This window comes from Reinekea blandensis MED297, from assembly GCF_000153185.1.
GTDB classification, from domain to species: Bacteria; Pseudomonadota; Gammaproteobacteria; order Pseudomonadales; family Natronospirillaceae; genus Reinekea; species Reinekea blandensis.
In genome coordinates this window covers 298,487-315,209 of record NZ_CH724154.1, presented here as the reverse complement: position 1 = coordinate 315,209, position 16,723 = coordinate 298,487, and the positions used below count along the sequence as shown (strand labels likewise).

The window sequence follows — 16,723 nt, the reverse complement described above, 5'->3', positions numbered from 1 at the left end:
CCTTTTCCCAAGGTTATTGGCTTGTCGCAGTCAGTGTACGAATGACCTCACGCGCTGCGCGTTCATAGTCGTCTGAAAAGTCGATATAGGGTAAACCTTGTTGGTGACAATCGTGCCGTAACTGATGACTGAACTGAATACCCTCCTTGACCAGTGACGCCAAGTCAGTGTCGTCTAAGTCTGCCGTCCAATCATTGGGATGGCCGGAATGCCGGCGGATCTGTTGGCATTTCTCGGTAATGGAAATCGATTGGTAACCAACAAAACAGGCACGGATCTTTCCAGGGTTGGCTTGCATCAGTTCAGCGACCCTAGCGGGAAGCAGTTCACCTTCCAGGATAGATGACACACCGGTATCAATAGAGTTCTGAACGAGACATTTCAGGAACGGCCATAGCTGTTCAGACACCGCTACCGACCCTGCATTGGTGTCCAGCGGATAGTCGGGAATGGCATGATGGATAGCCATCTTCAACGGATCAATCGATTGGTAAGGCGTATTCGTCAGGGTCATCAGCTGATGCGCTAACAGAGATTTTCCGGTTCTGGGGGCACCGCCGATCAACAGTATGGCCATTGCGAGTGCGCTCGGTTATTTAAGGGATTAAGAATGGATAATATTAAGAAGACATTCAAGTTCGCATTCGGTTTTATGGTGAATGTCCTGTCAACCAGCAGTCGACATCGGAGTTCCATTATCATGCTGCGATGATCGCCGGTGTAAACGTTTTTTTGTCCGACAGCACAACGACACATGAGTCCGTGAAAAGTCAGACTTACGAAACAAAAAGTTTTCAGGCACGCTGATCCACCAAAATGAATGAGAGCTGTTAACGTTTATGAATTGGTTATACCTGCTGATTGCCATTGTCGCCGAAGTTATTGCCACCACCTCGTTAAAACCTGCTGAAGGGTTTACCAAACTGTGGCCATCTGTCGTTGTGGTCATCGGTTACGCCGTCGCTTTTTTCTTCCTGTCACTGACACTGAAAACCATACCGGTGGGGGTTGCCTATGCGATCTGGTCCGGGTTGGGTGTCGCTTTGGTGGCGCTGCTGTCCTGGTGGTTCTACGGTCAGGCGTTCGATCTGGCCGGTGTCATCGGTGTCTGTTTAATCGTCAGTGGTGTGGTTGTGTTGAACCTGTTTTCAAACGTCGGGGGGCATTAACATGAGTGGCAAAATCAGTCCCCTAAGGTGATTCCATCCCGTAATGATAAGCGCACACGGACGCTTGGGCCCGTACCAATGGCGGCCAGTAGTCCATCGGGGTTTGGACGCTCAACCTCTGCACTGAGCGACAGTGAAGGCGTTAACGGTGTGGTAATACTGGTGTGGCTAATCCAGGTTGACATCTCTGGCCAGACAACCAATATCTGCTCCAACTCACTATCCAGTATCGGCCAATTGAGTCGATACAGGTGCTGGTTTGCCTGGAATGGCTTCTGCAACACGTCGCTGAGTAAACCTGCGCTGGTTTCGGTCAGTTGCTGCCCAACACTGTGCCACTGGCCTTGCGAGAAATGACGGTCCGAATAGTGGTATTCATAACTGACGGTCACTTCGGTAGGCAGCGTCCATTGCACACCCAGAGTACCGGCCAGTCGGTTTCCCTGAACCTGGCTCACACGCAGCGGCGCTTCCGGTGATGTTGATTGAATTTGGTGCCATTGTCCGTGAGTCTCCATCTGAGCTTCCAGGTAAACAAGCCCGCCGTCGCCCAGTTGCGCCTGCAGCGCGCCGGCGACATCCCAGCCGTCCAGGTATCGGGTTAACAGTTGACCGTCGAACCGATCGTACCAGCCGGTGATGCGTGCACCGCAGCCTGGATCGTTGTCCGGCATAGACTGACAGAAGGTTTGCAGGGTGAGTCGGGATCCATACTGCTCACGCATCACAAAGGTGGCATCTTGCAACCAGTTCAGATCCTCACTGCCGTGCGAGTACGCCCATTCCTGCGATTTTAATCCAACGGTCCATTCGGCATTGTCTGAGCTTACGTCCTGATACAGCTGACGGATTTGCGCCTGTTCCGGTGTCACCTGAACAGCCAACTCGAAGCCACGATGCTGCAACGCTAAATCGGCGTCCAGCTCAGGTGTCCAGTCGGTACGGGTTACCCATTGCTGAGCCGGAGCATTGGCGGACCATTGTTTGTCCAATGCCCAGTTGGCTTCTAATTGAAGTTCAGTCGCCAGCGCCGGGCTCATTAAGACTAATAACCAAAACCAGCGTGCCATCAGAACACCTGATTAAAGCTGACGAAGGATTGCCATTGCTGTTGATCATTGACAGCAATGTCCCAGCGAACCGACATGGTCTGATCCGGTGGCAGGCCAAAACGAAACCCCAGCCCGCCACTCTGCCGTGTCAGCCAACGATCCGACGAGTGAAAATGAGCCCATTCGTAAAACGTTACGCCGCGAATGAATCGCCAGATCGGGAAGCGAAACTCGGTTTGCGTTGCCGCCAGTCGGTCGGCTTCAAACTGTCCTCCCAGGTAACCGCGCAGTAAATCGGCACCGCCGATTTGACTGAGTAATCCCTGACCTTCACTGGTTTGACTGATTGCTCGCAGCGCAAGTGTGCTGTGATCGGTAACCGGCAGGAACCCACGAAGATCCACGCGCAGTTGCCCGCTGGCGTCATCGAACTCTGACGTCAACTGGTGCGGCTGCCATCGTATTTCAGTTTGGGCGTAAACCCCTTGGTGGCTGTTAACCGGATCGTCACGGGTATCCAGGACAAGACCTGAAGCAAGATAGGCATGGCTGTTTCGATGATTGTCCAGCCATTGCGCTTCGACGTATGGCCCTGCGTACAGCGAGATTGATTCGGTGAGCGAACGACGTATCCGCAGTTCGGTTGCCAGGGTTAGCTGCTCCTGAGTGCTGAGAATCTCAGTGCTGTCGTTGTCGGTTTCGTACTGAAAAAAGTTGTCAGCCGACATGTTGTAGTCGAGACCCCAGCCCCTGCCTAATTCCGGTTGTTCATGTTGAAAGGCAAAAGCCCCATGAGGCCCGAACCGCATGGTCAGATTCAGCGATTTGCGATCGGTGACGGTGGTGTTTTCACCACTGGGGTAGGCAAACCAGGCCGCGCCAATCAGGGTGCCGTAGGCAGGGTCATAGCCGAACACCGGCGAGATAGCATGCGAGTAAGGCTGAGAATGTGCAGGTGTAAACACACCCAGCACGGCACTGAGCACCAGAATAAGCAGTGCTGGCCTCAGAGTTTGCGGCAGAAGAATCATGTCAGTCCATCCATTGAAGGTCAGTATCGTCAGGCAACACGGTACGACCCGACGTTCAACTTCGGGGGGCTGTGCGACGAATGGTATGGCCGATGGATGAACGGTTACGTGGCGGGATAAACAGCCGAAGGAGGTCTTCATACCGCAATCAAACGTGATGACGACCAGTCGTCGTTCAAGCCCACCGTTCATCGCGTCAGCGTGCCCGTTATCACACCGGGCGGACAACCAGCCCGGAGGCGCCGATCATGTTGGAAAAATGAAAGCCCCGGAGGGCATCCATGAATCAACGAATCCTATTCCCACGACTGATGATGTGCCTGTGTCTGACTAGCGCGTTGTTTGCGGCTGACTATCAATCGGCGTCTTTCCAGCAGGCTTATGAAGACTTCATGCTGGTTTCCAGCGATGAAGGTGGGTCATCAAAAAAACTGGTCAGCGACTGGCAGACCATAGTCGATGACGATAAACGCGATCCGTTTACCTTGGTTATGCTCGGCAGCAGTCAGACCTTACGAGGCCGCGATGCCTGGATGCCCTGGAGTAAAATGGAACACACCGAAACCGGCTTGGACACCATGGCAGCCGCGGTGCGGTTGTTGACTCCGGAACATCGGACGATGTCTTTTCAGGGCATGCCGGTGGTGTTTCATGTAAAAACCATGGCGGCGGTGACCTTTATTCAGGTGCCGGAATTTTTCGGACGCTACGAAGACAGCTTCTATCTGTTTCAGGATGTACTGAGCGATGAGCAGTTTCTGGCGCTGCCCGCGCCCGCAAAAAGCTTCGCGTATTACTACGGCATTCGTGCGGCACGTGCGGTTGAGCAGGAAACCCAGGCCGACGAGTGGCTTGAAACCTTAGCGGCCCTGCCCGGCGACGATCGCTACATTCAAAGTGCCCGCGAAGCGGAGTCAGCACAATGAGCGCCGTTCAATGTCATGGCCTGAACAAAGCTTTTGGCCGGGGCACAGGCCTGACCCCGGTCCTGACCGATGCCAGCGCCAGCGTTGATTACGGTGAATGCGTGGCATTGTTAGGTCCGTCCGGCAGCGGAAAAAGTACGCTTTTGAACATCGTCGGGTTGATAGAAACGGCCGACTCCGGTGATCTTAAGTTTGACGGGACATCGGTTAACGATCTGTCTGTTACCGCGCGGACTCAATGGCGCCGGGAACAGGTCGGGTTTATTTTTCAGCAGTTCAATCTGATTCCGGTCATGAGCGTGTTCGATAACGTTGCCTTTCCTTTGATGTTGCTTAACCGATCGCCAAAAGACATTCATCAGACTGTAATGACGTTGTTGGACCAGGTTGGTTTGTCCGCGTTCGCCCATAGCCGACCCGAGGCGTTGTCAGGTGGTCAGCGTCAGCGAGTGGCCATTGCCCGGGCACTGGTAAAGCAGCCTCGTCTGCTGATTGCCGATGAACCCACGGCGAGTCTGGATGCCGATACCGCCTTAACCGTTATTCGTCTGATTCGTGAACTCGTCCATGAACATCAGACGGCCTGTCTGATCGCGACACACGATTATCGGCTCGTGCCGTTCTGCGATCGGGTACTGGAGGTCGACGATGGTCATCTCGTGGCCACGTCGGAGCTTTCACGCCAGTCGATGTTGAGTCCGGAGGTGGTCTTATGAAATGGTTAAAACTGGGATGGCAAAACCTCGGGCGTAATCGACGTCGCACCGTGGCGACCTTGTTACTGGTCGCAATGGGGGTGGCCGGTATCATGACAACCACTGGCTTTGCCCGTTACACCTACGACTCACTGCAGGAGTTTGCCATGCGTGAAAACGGGCAGCTCATCCTCAGTCATCCGGATTATTTTGAGCGGGAAGAAGCCTACCCGCTTGAGCTGGGGCTGGCGGAATATGACGCCATTCGGCAGCAGCTGTTGCAAGACCCGGACATTCGTTATGTGTTGGCGTCAACAGGCTTTACCGGGTTAATTACCAATGGTGAGAAGTCTACGATTTTTATGGGCGAAGGTGTCGACCCTGATTTACCCAAGGTAATGGGGCCGGCACTGTCGATTACCGACGGTCGCATGCTCAGTCAGCAACCGGATGCGCAACGGGACTATGAGGTGCTGTTGGGCAAAGGCCTGGCCGACTCGCTTAACGCCACCATCGGCACGGGCCTGACATTATTGTCGTCAACATACGATGGCGCCCTGAATGCCATTGATGTCGAGGTTCAGGGTATTCTTTCGACCGGCGTGCCGGAACTGGACGCCCGATTGTTGAGGGTTCATAACGCAACGGCGCAGTTTTTGGTTGATGCCGATCGAGTCAGCCAGTTAAGTGTCTATCTACGCGATACCTCAGCTCAGGCGGACTACGAGCAACAGCTGTCTGCGCTTTTTCCGGAGCTGAAAGTGACACCCTGGCAGGACCGCGCGTTCTTCTATCGCTCGGTTAAAAACCTGTACGACCGTATTTTTGGTGTCATGGGCGGCGTGATTCTCATCATGGTCTTGTTTGCCGTGTTTAACACCAGCGCCATGAGCGTGATGGAGCGGATTCGGGAAATTGGCATGTTGTCAGCCATGGGAACACATCGTCGCGAAATTGTTCGTTTGTTTCTGATTGAAGCCAGTTATCTGGCGATTCTGGGAACGGCGCTAGGGCTAATTATCAGTGCTGTCATTACCCTGTTGCTGATTGGCTTTCCCATCAACATGCCACCGCCGCCAGGGCAGACAGAAGGGTACCCACTACAGGTGTATTTCTTCTGGCAGGCGGCAGCCTGGAGTCTGGTATTGGTCTGGGTGATGGCATTGGCCGCCAGTGCATTGGCGGTGCGAAAAGGGGTTCGTTACACCGTGGCGGAGGCACTTCGATATGCGTAAGTTCATAGGGTTATTGTTCGTTATTCTGATGTTGCCGGTGTGGGCTGACCCGGCTCCGGAACTGATCTACCTCGATTCCATGAGAACCGGCGGTGAAAGCGTGAAAGTGACCACGCGAATCATTGTGGATGAACCGGGAGAACCGACGCGGGAGTCTGTGCTTGATGTCTATGCGCATCAGGATGGCCGTTCTCTGGCGGTTTACCGTAATGATCGGGAAGCCGGGCAAAAGGTTCTGATGGTTGATGACCAGTTCTGGTTATTCATGCCAGACTCAAAACGCGCGTTGCGAATCACGCCCATGCAGAAACTTTTGGGAGATGCCAGCGTGGGCGATGTCGCGTCGCTGGCCTGGGCGGAAGACTATGAGGTTGTTGAACGAACTCAGCAAGACGATCGCACGTTACTTTATCTGAATGCCCGCCGCCGCGGCTTGAGCTATCAACAGATTGAACTCACCGTGGAGAGCGAGACGCAACATCCGATCGAGGCGGATTTTTATTTAAAATCGGGTAAACTGGCTAAGCAGGCGAAGTTTGAGTTGGTCGAAACCGACGGTGAATGGGTTATGCGCGGACTGTCGTTAAGCGATCAGGTCCAATCGCAGCGGACGACACGCATCGTCTACGATGCTATTGAACCGATGAACCTGCTGGATAAATGGTTTACGCCAGCGTACCTGCTTCGATCGACTCCGTGATAAGGGCATCCTATGTCGACTGACACTCGTGAGACATTTCTGCACAACTACTTTTCCGATCTGCGCAGCATCGGCTTGTTGTTGCTCGTATGTGCGCTTATCGCCGTTCTGACGCATCTGTTTAACCAGATAGGCTGGCTGGTGAACTTTGGCTTCAGCCTGAGTTTTGGTATCCCCATTTCAATACTCGAATCGTTTTTGCGAACGCGGTCCTGGGGGTTATCGGATCGCACGATCAATCTGCTGTCGATCATCATCGGTTGTATCATCGGCATGGTTGCTGTTTACAGCTATTTGGTCTGGGCGGGCCACATTCCATTTGGTTATTTTGGGCCGTTACTGTTTGTCAACTTTGCCATCGCGTTCATGTTCAGTGCGGCCGCCTTTTACTTTTTCTGGTCGCAGTACCGGACGCAGTCGCTGACGTTAGCGCTGCAGGCCGAACAGCTGAAGGTCGCTGAAAATAACAGTTTGAGACAGCAAGCTGAAAACCGATTATTACAGGCACAGATGGAGCCTCATTTTCTGTTTAACACACTCGCCACGGTACAGAGCCTGATTGATATTGATGCACAACAGGCCAAGTACATGATTGGTGACTTGAGTAATATCCTGCGCGCCTCCATGAGCAATGCCAGCCGCGACGACTGTCTGTTATCGCAGGAGCTGGAACTGGTGCACGCTTACCTGAGCATTCAGAGAGTCCGTTTTGGCGATCGCCTTAGGGTTGAGGAGCGGGTGGACTCATCTTTGCTCGATGAGACGATGATGCCGATGCTGATCCAGCCGTTGATCGAGAACTCTGTGCGTCACGCGGCCGAAGGCGCAATGCAACCGGTGACCATTGAGCTGGACATTTCCGCACAACAAGGCGTGCTCAAAATCGAGATTGCCGATAACGGCGCTGGGTCCTCTGCGACACATAACGGCCATGGTCTGAGTCTGACCAACATTCGTCAGCGGCTGAACAATCGTTATGGCGACCAGGCCACCTTGCAAAGTGGTCCAACGGAACAAGGCTGGCGTTCGGTTATCCGCTTCCCTATGCAACCAGAGACCGAAGAGGGCGACGCATGAACCTGTTGATTGCCGACGATGAACCGCTGTTACGTTTTCATCTGCAGAAAGCGTTGGAGAATGTCTGGCCCGATGCAGACATCGTTGCCCAGGCGGCCAACGGTGAAGAAGCCCTGGCGTTGATTGATGAGTGCCGGCCCGATGTCGCTTTTCTGGACATTAAAATGCCCGGGTTGACTGGGTTGGACGTGGCACTGAAGCTGGCGCAGAAGGGCATAGAAACCCGGGTCGTGTTTCTGACGGCCTACGATGACTATGCCGTCGCCGCGTTTGAACGAGGCGCGATCGACTATCTGTTGAAGCCGCTGGATGAAAACCGGTTGGTCAAAACGGTGGAACGGTTGCAGCAACTGCAAGCTGAGTCCAGCGCATCGACGCAACCTCCTCAGCTTGACGCGCTGGTTGAGCTGGTGAATCGGGTCGAGCGCCCCGGTGGTTTGGTATGGCTGAACGTTCAGAAAGGCAACGCCATCAAAGTCATCGCCGTTAATGAGGTCCGGTTTTTTCGAGCCGAAGACAAGTACACCACGGTGGTAACCGATGACGATGAGTTTCTGATGCGGATGAGCATTCGTCAGTTAGAAGAGCAGCTCGACCTGACATACTTTTGGCGAATCCACCGAAGCACGGTCGTTAACATGCAACATGTTGATCGGGCGGAACGTAACGACGCTGGCAATTACGAAGTCTATATTTTAGGGCGCAGCAAACCGCTGCCGGTCAGCCGGGCGCATCAGCATCTTTTCAAGGCACAATGAGTTGTTGCTGGTGGCAGGATGCTAGTCTGTAAACTCAAACTCATGGTTAATATGAGAAAGTTATGGAGTTCACACATTAAAGTCCTTTTTTGGTAGATACTTTGTGGTCTCAGGTGATCCGTATGTTCAGGCTTGGTAGCCTCGTCTAGTCAGGCTTGTTACCCTAGCTCTATTCGTAGCAATAGGGATACTCTATGGCACCTCAGGTAACTCGCTCTTCACAACTGCTTGACCTGGCCGTCGGTCAGCCCGACCCGGCGCTGTTGCCTGTTGATCAGTTCCAGAATTGCTCTGTAAACGCATCGCGACTCGCCTATGGCGAACAGACCGGGGATGCATCATTCAGAAAGGCGCTGGCGTCTTGGTTGAGCGAGGATTATGGCCAACCAGTTCACGCTGATCGACTGTTGCTGACTAACGGCTCCTCGAATGCACTCGACATGGTTTGCACGCAGTTTGGCCGACCCGGGGCAACAGTCCTGGTGGAAGACCCGAGTTACTTCATCGCCATGGATTTATTCAGAGAACGCGGCATGAACGTGGTCGCGGTACCGATGGATGATGAGGGTATTAACCTGGCTGCACTTGAGCAGGCCATTGATCAATACCAGCCGAACTTCTTTTATACTGTCCCGAGTTTCCACAACCCAACCGGTGTGACCCAACCCTTGCAGCGTCGGAATGACCTGGTGGCACTGTGCGCCCGGACCCAATGCCCGATTATCGCTGACGAAATCTATCAATCGCTGTACTTTACTCAGAAACCGCCACGGCCATTAGCGATGTTCGATGACGACGCACCCGTGGTTTCGATCGGTTCCTTCTCAAAAATTCTTGCACCCGGGCTGCGCCTTGGCTGGATACAGGGAACCGAAGCGATCGTGAGTCGATTTGGTAACGCCGCCTTGCTTCGCAGTGGTGGTGGCCTTGCGCCGGTGACATCCGCGTTGGTCGAACCCCTGCTATTGAACGGAGAGTTTGAGCAGACACTGAACCGGTTGCGTCAGATTTATTCCGAGCGAGCCGACTGTCTTTACCACAGCCTGGAGGCGGCCTTTGGTGAGCAGATTCACATGGTTCGGCCCGATGGTGGCTTTTTTATCTGGCTGAGTTTTGTCGACGGTCGGGATGTATCCAATTATCAGGAAGCAGCAAAACAGGCGGGAGTAAACTTTTTACCGGGCCAGCTATGTTCGGAAAACAATGGCTTTCAATCGAGCATGCGGCTGTGTTTTGCCTGGTACTCGGAACCGCAGTTGCAGGAAGCCTGTAACCGTTTGGCATCAGTTTTGGCGTAAACAAAACATTTCGCATTGTCGACTTCTAAGGCAATGCAGACGAAGCTCTCAGATAACGAGGATGAGCACTCGTCTTGCTAGCAAAGATTTCAATGGATTCTGGTTTTTTGCTTATCGTACATTCCAATGGTCATAGTATTTAAGTAGCGAATAGAAACCGGTTAGGACGTGGTATTGCCCTGAGAACCAGATCTCATATTAAAGGCTATTGCGCTTACATATCTGGAATGTTTCCGGATATATGGGCTGAAGCTTAAAAAGCCCGATAATGACCCTGAACGCGAATATCTACGAGTTAGATCGTCCCCAGGTGTACCTGGTGTTTGAAGCGCTTAAACATTAAAAATACTTGCGCTACAGCATAAAAATAAGAATAGTCAAATTGACACCCATCCCTAAAGCTCTCAATATGACTGACATAGAAGCACCAACGTAATGTTTTAAGTAATTACATATGTGTGCATAAAAAATACGCAGTAGCGTACGAAGAAACTGTTATGAGCAAGAAGCTGTAAATGGATATTAAAGCAACTCAGACTCAAGCAAGAATACTGACTTCAATAATGTCTTTCTTGGTATTTGCAATTGTTGGGTGCGTTGTTTGGGTATTTCTTGGCCCAGTAACAATATTTCCATTAAGCCAAATGATCGCAGAGTTATGGAAACCTATCTTATTATTCGGGACCCCTGCAGCGTTGATTGGTTTTTGGCTTCCTAGAATCATGAACAAAGTGCTTAGTGCTATTACTTTCTTTTGGTCATAGCACCAAGCTCATAACAAAGGGTGGCTGGAACTGGCCCGCCTTAACTAACCCGCTGTCGCGGGCGGGCCTTCGACTCGCTACCGCTCGCGCCAGCACAAAAACGTTAAGTGTCTACGAGGAAAAATGGTAAATTCAGTAGGTCGTGCTCAAAAGGTTCTCTCTGAAAACACAAAAGTTCCTTACGGAATCTTCGGAATTGTCGAGAGCAGTGACTATTTTCCTCCACATAGTTTTTTAAACGAATTCTTCTTAGTTGGATCTGATCCTTGCGATCAGGATGGAAGAATGGATAAGTGGGAACCTTTCGAATTAAGTGAGCAAGAATATATAGAGGTGTTAACCTGGTGGCAGTCTAACCATCCAGGCACCAGTGAAAATAAGTTAAACTCTGAGTGTTGGGATGATTGGGTTCAAGAACTGCTGGAAAGCGCTTAACAAAAAGTTGTTGGCACACGCCCGAAATCCCGCTAACGCGGCGGGCGTTGGACTCGCTTACGCTCGCCCCAAAACAAAAACGTTGAAGGTGTAGAAAAACTCATGTTTCAGTAAACCTTCCGTGAGGAGAGTGGCCTGAAATAGTTTTTACGGAAGAAACAGAGCTATTTTGGTAAATAACGGCCTATTTCTGGCTCAAAAAGTAGCCAAAATCAAAAATTTTAAAATGGGCGAGGTTTTTCTACAGCCTCGTTAACTTTAGGCTAGAAGTGGAAACTATGAGTTTTGAAATAGTGTTTATAGCGGTGTCAATAGCACTCGGAGTTTTCGCCATAGTCACTATTGCTTTTGAATATTCGAAACGAAAGCCCGAAGAAAAGGTACTTCCAAAAGGGATCGTTTATCGGGATAAGATGGTTGTCGGCCTACTTAAGGAAAAACAACTCTTTTAGGAAAGCTCAAATAAATAACTGTCTTGAACTTATTGTCACAGACAAAGATATACACTTTAAAGCGGTATGGGGTGTGTTTGATGTGATAACCAAGAAACTTGGCTTACCTTCAAAACTACGCATAAGCTACACTTTGTAGCGTTACTTTTCACGATTACGAAGTAGTGCTGAAGTACCGTTACAACGGCGAGGAGCAAATCGTTACGGTGCGTTCAAGAAGACCCTATGAGCTCATAGCCGCACTTAAAGTTAACAAGCGACGGTGACTAAACACAAACCTGTCTAACCACCGTCCTCTCACCCACAACGCTCATCATTCACACAGCATTCATCCATCAAATAGTTAATAACCTCATTGATCGCGTCGTAATTTGAAAAACAGTACAGAGTTCGGCTTTCCCGTTCCTGCCGAATCAGCCCGACCTTCATCATCCGTGACAGGTGATGCGACAGGGTTGAACCCGGAACATCGAGCGCCGCCTGTATGTCGCCAACCGGGGTACCGGAGTAGCCGGCTTTCATCAGGTGTTTCAATATCTGTAGTCGGGTGGGGTGCCCCAGCTCGGCCAGTCGGGCCGCCATGTCGTCCAAGTTCATACTGCATGCTCCAAAATTGGGTTTATCTGTTAATTCTATATTTCTAGAAATAATTTGACAATTCGACAATTATCGAATTATATTAATTCCACATTATTGGAAATATGGAATTAAAGATGAATCAATCCCTTAAAGACGCCTTGGTATTTTTCGTGGGCACGTTTGCTGAGTTAGCTGTGTTGTTTCTGTTGGTCAGCTTTTTGGTCGGGCTTGTGCAGTACAAATTTCCCAGAGCGCGGGTTAAGGCGTTGCTGGCCGGGCAACGCGGCTATGCCGTTGCCATTTTGCTGGGCGCGGTAACACCCTTCTGCAGTTGCTCGTCGCTACCGATGACGGCCGGGCTGATACAGGCACGCGCTCCGTTTGGACCGGTCATGGCGTTCCTGTTTACTTCGCCATTGCTGAATCCGTTTATTGTGGTGTTGTTTCTGTCGGTATTCGGTTTGCCGATGCTGCTGATTTATACGCTGTTTGTGTTGGTGTCGGCCGTGGTGAGCGGTTTTCTGTTGCAGACGTTTCGGTTTGAACGGTTCGTCCGGGCCGATCTCTACGAGATGTCGCACGCGGGTATCATCCACGAGTACGATAATCAAGGACTGCCCTGGCGCCGGGTACTGAACGAGGCGTCGCGTCAGTTTGTCTCGTTTCTGCCTTACATGGCGCTCGGGGTCGGCGTTGGGGCGGTCGTGCACGGGTTTGTTCCCGAAGCATTCTTTACCCGCCTGTCGTCACCGGAAGCCTGGTGGCTGGTGCCGGTCGCGGCCCTGATTGGCATTGTGCTCTATGTCCGGGCGTCAACCATGGTGCCGATTGCGGCCTCTCTGGTGGCCAAAGGGATGAGTCTGGGGTCAGTGATGTCATTGACCATTGGCGGGGCCGGGGCGAGCCTGCCCGAGCTGATCATGCTGCGTCGCATGTTTCGTGCGCCACTGATGGCCGCCTTCATTGTTCTGGTGTTCTCGACAGCGAGCCTGACCGGTTACACCGTTAACCTGATGGACCTGGGAGGCGACTATGTCAGCACTGCCCAGCAATGAACCCGTGACTGATTTTGCACGTCGGCTGCAGGAGGCGGGTATCGGGTTAGTGCGAGCGGAGCGATTTGATCCGGTCACGGTGAGCCAAACCCCTTATCGGCTCGAGCGTGGACAATGGACGATGGCGATGGCCACGGCCCGGGCATTGGGTGCTTTGTTTGATGCCGTCCGCCGTCAAACGAGTTGGCTTCGGGATCAGTTTTCAGCGGTAACATGTGAGGATCTGGCGAGTGAGTTGTGCCAGCGTTTGCCGACCGGGCGGGTGATGTCCACCGCCCTGTCGCTGACCCGGCATGACCTGATCTTAGATACACAGCAGAACTGGAGACTGATCGAGTCGAACTCCATTGCTGCTGGTATGGGGCCGTTCAGTGACCAGTTGAGTCACATAATGGCTGCCGACCATCCTCACCTTAACTTTGCACCCAATGGTGCCACCGAGCGACAGGCTCAGTCTCTGTTGGACGCGGCGCTTAAAACCCGTGAAGCAACATCGCCACTGGTCGTGTTTGTGGTTGAACCGAACGAAGACAACCGTCTGGATCAGGGCATGTTGGCCGATGAAATAACCCGGTTGGGCGGGCAAGTGGTCTATCGAACGTTGGCGCAGTTGCAGGTCGCATTGGATCGATCAAGCGCGCCGGAGTTGTGGCTGGAGGACGGCCGACTCGTCGATTTACTGTACTTCCGAACCGGGTACAACCTGCAGGATTACGGTGCCGACCCGTCGACGCGTCGTTTACGATTGGATCTTCGCGCAGCGTTGGAGCAACGGTCCGTTGCTCTCTGCCCAAGTATGGCCGGCCAATTATCGACGCATAAGATGGTGCAGCGGCGTCTCTCGGCTTTATCGGTCAGCGAACTGATGACCACCTTTGAGCTGCCAGTGCAGGCTGCCGTGCTGGCTCATCTGGCGTTGGCGGTAAAGTACCGGGATGTGAATCCGGACACGCTGGAGTCTGACTTGTCCTCCGGTCGCTGGTTACTGAAAGGAACCGGGGAGGGCGGTGGTCAGGTGTACGGTGAGGCAAACAGAATCCCGTCATCAATCGATAATCAACGGTATCTGCTCATGCAACGGTTGCAGTTATACCCTCGCGCACATCCTGCGATTTTTGTGCGCGGAACGGGTTCATGGATAGTGGATAAACCGGTATCGGAGCTGGGCATCTTCACCGTCGGTTCGGATGCCCGATATGGCGGATATCTGCTTCGTTCAAAGGCCAGCACCGCACTGGAGTCGGGCGTGCATCGGGGTGATGGCGCCATCGATACCGTGGTGCTGGTTTGAACCTGGTCCTAGTTTACCAGGGGAGCCGTTCGCCATTGCTGTGCCAGAAGCTGCCGGAGTTTTCCAGCGTCAGCTCATCGAGCCGGGCGACCAGGCCGTCAGCGGCTTCTTGTGGCGCAATCAACCCACCAAAGCCAACCATGCGGGTCTGCACGTACCCTGGGTGCAGCAACGCAACGGCGATTTCTTTGGGTTTCAGGTCTTCCGCCAGCGACTTACCAAACGCATTCAGAGCGGCTTTAGAGGCACGGTAGCCATAGCGTCCGCCCGAAGTGTTGTCGGCAATGGACCCCATACGACTGGTAATCATCCCGACTTTGCTGCCGGGTTTCAGGTTGGCAACCAGTGCTTCGGTGACTCTCAGTGGTGCGTAGGCGTTGACGTCCATCATGCGCTGAATGCTGTCAAAGTCGATGGAGCCCAGTACGTTGTCTTCGAGCAGCCCGGCGTTGTTGATCAGAAGATCAATGGGCGTATCGGCTAACGCCTGTTGCAGTTGGGTGACTGCCTCGGCAGAAGTGACATCAATGTTTTCAATCACTTGTTCAGCAATGGCGTTCAGTTCGTCGCTGCTGTGTCGGCAGACGCCGATTATGCGGTAACCCTGTTGTGATAAACGCTCCGCCAGCGCGAGACCGATTCCGCGATTGGCACCGGTAATGACTGCTGTTTTCATCTTAACCTCCCGAGATAGACGATCCGTTGGCCGGTGTTACGGCGTCCGGATCGATCAGAGTGAATTCCAGAGGGTATTGAAAATGGTCTGATGGGTATTTGCAATGGTCGGGGACTGAATCACCACGGCGGTTGGCAGGTCGCCTTCGCTGAGTGAGATCAATGCCACCTTGGGTGGATAGATGGCGATGTAAGACCCGGCGTCCTCGCTGGATTTTTCATCGATCCATTTCCGATCGGCCAACGGTGCTTCTTCACCGCCTTCGCCAATCGCGATCACCCGGACTTTAATGTCGAGTTTAACCCGTTGTCGTGTGTAGTTTGGGAAGGGCCGGTAAAGGTGTTTACGGATCGCCTTCGCGGAATAAACGCTGTAGGTTCGCTCTTCCTGATCGCTGACGGTTGAGAGGATGTCTTTCAGCACCAGTTCAATGCCATCGTCACCTTCGTAATAATGCACGTCGGCGTTGCCGGTGACCGGACGCAGATGCGACAGCTGCGGGATCACTTTTTCTTCCAGCAGATCCATGGCTTCCAGTACCTGGCTTTGATGGTTCAAGGCCAGTTCTTTTAATCGGCTCGGCGGTTCGGCGCTGAAATGCCGGCGTTTGCCCTTGGGGAAATAACTGACAACGCCTTTTTGTTGCATGCGCTTTAACAGCTCATGAGTGGTACCCCGGTTGATGCCAGCCCGATCGGCGATGTCGCGGATGGACGCCGGTCCCGATTCCAGCAACGCCAGATAGATTCGGGTTTCCCGAGGTTCCAGTCCGAAGACCCGTAAAACTTCAGCCGTGTTCATGCGGGGGTCTTCCTTGGGGCGAAATCAAAGACATCGGCAATCATGTTTTCTTCCCGGAAGCCGTGTTCGCACAAGGTGTCGAGTACGGTGTAGACCATTTCTGGCGACCCACAGGTGACCGCCTGACACTGCCCAATGTCACTGTGATCGGCCAGGATGCTGTGCACTAGCATTTGATGTTTGTCTTCCCAATGGCTGTGTTCGGAAATAAGCATCGCGGAATGAATGTTGGCGTGCTGTTCTGCCCAGGCTTCGGCGCGTTCGAGCATGTACAGTTGGCTGAGTTTGTAGCTGGTCCAGTAGATGAACACTTTCCGGGTGCTTTGAATGTGAATGAGGTGCTCGGCGATGGACTTAACTTGACTGAACCCGGTCCCGGAGGCGATCAGTAATAGTGGCGATGCGCTTTCCGGCAGATAATCCAAAGTACAGCGGCCATTAGCGGGGGCCAGGTCGACGGCGTTGTTCTGTTTAAGGTGCTCGATCAGTCGGTTGTTGGTTTCTGAACCACCCTGTATGTGCAGCTCGACACAAGGGGTGTGGGGAGCGGAACCAATGGTGAAGTAGAGAAACTGAAAGCCATCGATCAACAGTTCTGTGTATTGTCCGGCCTGATAGGGGTAATTCGTGAGAGGTTTGAGCAGTACTTGCCAGACATCGCCACTGAGCGGCTTGATGTCATGAACGGTGGCGGTCGTTGTGTCGGCAAAGAGCTCCCGTATTAAATGG

Annotated in this window: 18 protein-coding genes; 11 read left to right on the top strand and 7 right to left on the bottom strand. The window is 52.7% G+C overall.

Features of this window, described 5'->3' with window-relative positions:
- Positions 1 to 13: 13 nt before the first annotated feature.
- Positions 14 to 577, bottom strand: coding sequence for a P-loop nucleotide/nucleoside kinase family protein (locus MED297_RS19115; RefSeq protein WP_008047918.1), 564 nt, complete (start codon positions 575 to 577; stop codon positions 14 to 16).
- A 262-nt stretch (positions 578 to 839) separates the two neighbouring features.
- Between MED297_RS19115 and MED297_RS19110 the strand changes: the two genes are divergently transcribed.
- A complete protein-coding gene (locus tag MED297_RS19110; RefSeq protein WP_008047916.1) occupies positions 840 to 1,169 on the top strand; it encodes a DMT family transporter in 330 nt (109 codons plus the stop codon).
- Between the two features lie 14 nt (positions 1,170 to 1,183).
- Here MED297_RS19110 and MED297_RS19105 read toward each other — a convergent pair whose 3' ends face one another.
- Positions 1,184 to 2,239 carry a hypothetical protein gene (locus tag MED297_RS19105; RefSeq protein ID WP_008047914.1) on the bottom strand — a complete coding sequence of 352 codons (1,056 nt, stop codon included), beginning with the start codon at positions 2,237 to 2,239 and terminating at the stop codon, positions 1,184 to 1,186.
- Positions 2,239 to 3,252: a BamA/TamA family outer membrane protein gene (locus tag MED297_RS19100; protein WP_161599319.1), complete on the bottom strand. Its 1,014-nt coding sequence runs from the start codon at positions 3,250 to 3,252 to the stop codon at positions 2,239 to 2,241. Before MED297_RS19100 ends, MED297_RS19105 begins: the two co-directional genes overlap by 1 nt.
- A 281-nt stretch (positions 3,253 to 3,533) precedes the next feature.
- On the opposite strand from MED297_RS19100, the gene MED297_RS19095 reads away from it, so the two are divergent.
- From MED297_RS19095 to MED297_RS19055, 8 genes are all read left to right on the top strand, one after another.
- On the top strand, positions 3,534 to 4,178 hold the full coding sequence (locus MED297_RS19095) for a hypothetical protein (protein WP_154651012.1): 645 nt from the start codon (positions 3,534 to 3,536) through the stop codon (positions 4,176 to 4,178).
- Entirely contained in the window at positions 4,175 to 4,894 is a 720-nt protein-coding gene (locus MED297_RS19090; RefSeq protein WP_008047908.1) for an ABC transporter ATP-binding protein, read from the top strand. The genes MED297_RS19095 and MED297_RS19090 overlap by 4 nt, the downstream gene beginning before the upstream one ends.
- Positions 4,891 to 6,108, top strand: a complete 1,218-nt coding sequence (locus MED297_RS19085) for an ABC transporter permease (RefSeq protein WP_008047907.1) — start codon at positions 4,891 to 4,893, stop codon at positions 6,106 to 6,108. The genes MED297_RS19090 and MED297_RS19085 overlap by 4 nt, the downstream gene beginning before the upstream one ends.
- Positions 6,101 to 6,808, top strand: coding sequence for an outer membrane lipoprotein-sorting protein (locus MED297_RS19080; protein ID WP_008047906.1), 708 nt, complete (start codon positions 6,101 to 6,103; stop codon positions 6,806 to 6,808). The genes MED297_RS19085 and MED297_RS19080 overlap by 8 nt, the downstream gene beginning before the upstream one ends.
- Before the next feature lie 12 nt (positions 6,809 to 6,820).
- A complete protein-coding gene (locus tag MED297_RS19075) occupies positions 6,821 to 7,885 on the top strand; it encodes a sensor histidine kinase (protein WP_008047904.1) in 1,065 nt (354 codons plus the stop codon).
- The gene (locus MED297_RS19070) at positions 7,882 to 8,643 is read left to right on the top strand and encodes a LytR/AlgR family response regulator transcription factor (protein WP_008047902.1); all 762 of its coding nucleotides are present in this window, start codon (positions 7,882 to 7,884) and stop codon (positions 8,641 to 8,643) included. The genes MED297_RS19075 and MED297_RS19070 overlap by 4 nt, the downstream gene beginning before the upstream one ends.
- A gap of 194 nt (positions 8,644 to 8,837) precedes the next feature.
- Positions 8,838 to 9,941: an aminotransferase-like domain-containing protein gene (locus MED297_RS19065; RefSeq protein ID WP_008047900.1), complete on the top strand. Its 1,104-nt coding sequence runs from the start codon at positions 8,838 to 8,840 to the stop codon at positions 9,939 to 9,941.
- An 887-nt stretch (positions 9,942 to 10,828) separates the two neighbouring features.
- On the top strand, positions 10,829 to 11,140 hold the full coding sequence (locus tag MED297_RS19055; protein ID WP_040557631.1) for a hypothetical protein: 312 nt from the start codon (positions 10,829 to 10,831) through the stop codon (positions 11,138 to 11,140).
- 749 nt (positions 11,141 to 11,889) lie between these two features.
- Here MED297_RS19055 and MED297_RS19050 read toward each other — a convergent pair.
- A complete protein-coding gene (locus tag MED297_RS19050; RefSeq protein WP_008047893.1) occupies positions 11,890 to 12,189 on the bottom strand; it encodes an ArsR/SmtB family transcription factor in 300 nt (99 codons plus the stop codon).
- Positions 12,190 to 12,305: 116 nt separating this feature from the next.
- Here MED297_RS19050 and MED297_RS19045 point away from each other — a divergent pair, with 116 nt between their 5' ends.
- Entirely contained in the window at positions 12,306 to 13,226 is a 921-nt protein-coding gene (locus MED297_RS19045) for a permease (RefSeq protein ID WP_040557630.1), read from the top strand.
- Complete coding sequence (locus MED297_RS19040) at positions 13,204 to 14,517, top strand: glutathione synthetase (protein WP_008047889.1); 1,314 nt, start codon at positions 13,204 to 13,206, stop codon at positions 14,515 to 14,517. The genes MED297_RS19045 and MED297_RS19040 overlap by 23 nt, the downstream gene beginning before the upstream one ends.
- Positions 14,518 to 14,530: 13 nt before the next feature.
- On the opposite strand, the gene MED297_RS19035 is transcribed toward MED297_RS19040, so the two are convergent.
- The 3 genes from MED297_RS19035 to MED297_RS19025 form a co-directional block, all read right to left on the bottom strand.
- Complete coding sequence (locus tag MED297_RS19035; RefSeq protein ID WP_008047887.1) at positions 14,531 to 15,193, bottom strand: SDR family oxidoreductase; 663 nt, start codon at positions 15,191 to 15,193, stop codon at positions 14,531 to 14,533.
- A 54-nt stretch (positions 15,194 to 15,247) separates the two neighbouring features.
- Entirely contained in the window at positions 15,248 to 15,994 is a 747-nt protein-coding gene (locus MED297_RS19030; protein WP_008047885.1) for a TrmB family transcriptional regulator, read from the bottom strand.
- On the bottom strand, positions 15,991 to 16,723 hold a 733-nt coding region (locus tag MED297_RS19025; RefSeq protein ID WP_008047883.1), incomplete at its 5' end, for an NAD(P)H-flavin reductase. The genes MED297_RS19030 and MED297_RS19025, both read right to left, overlap by 4 nt.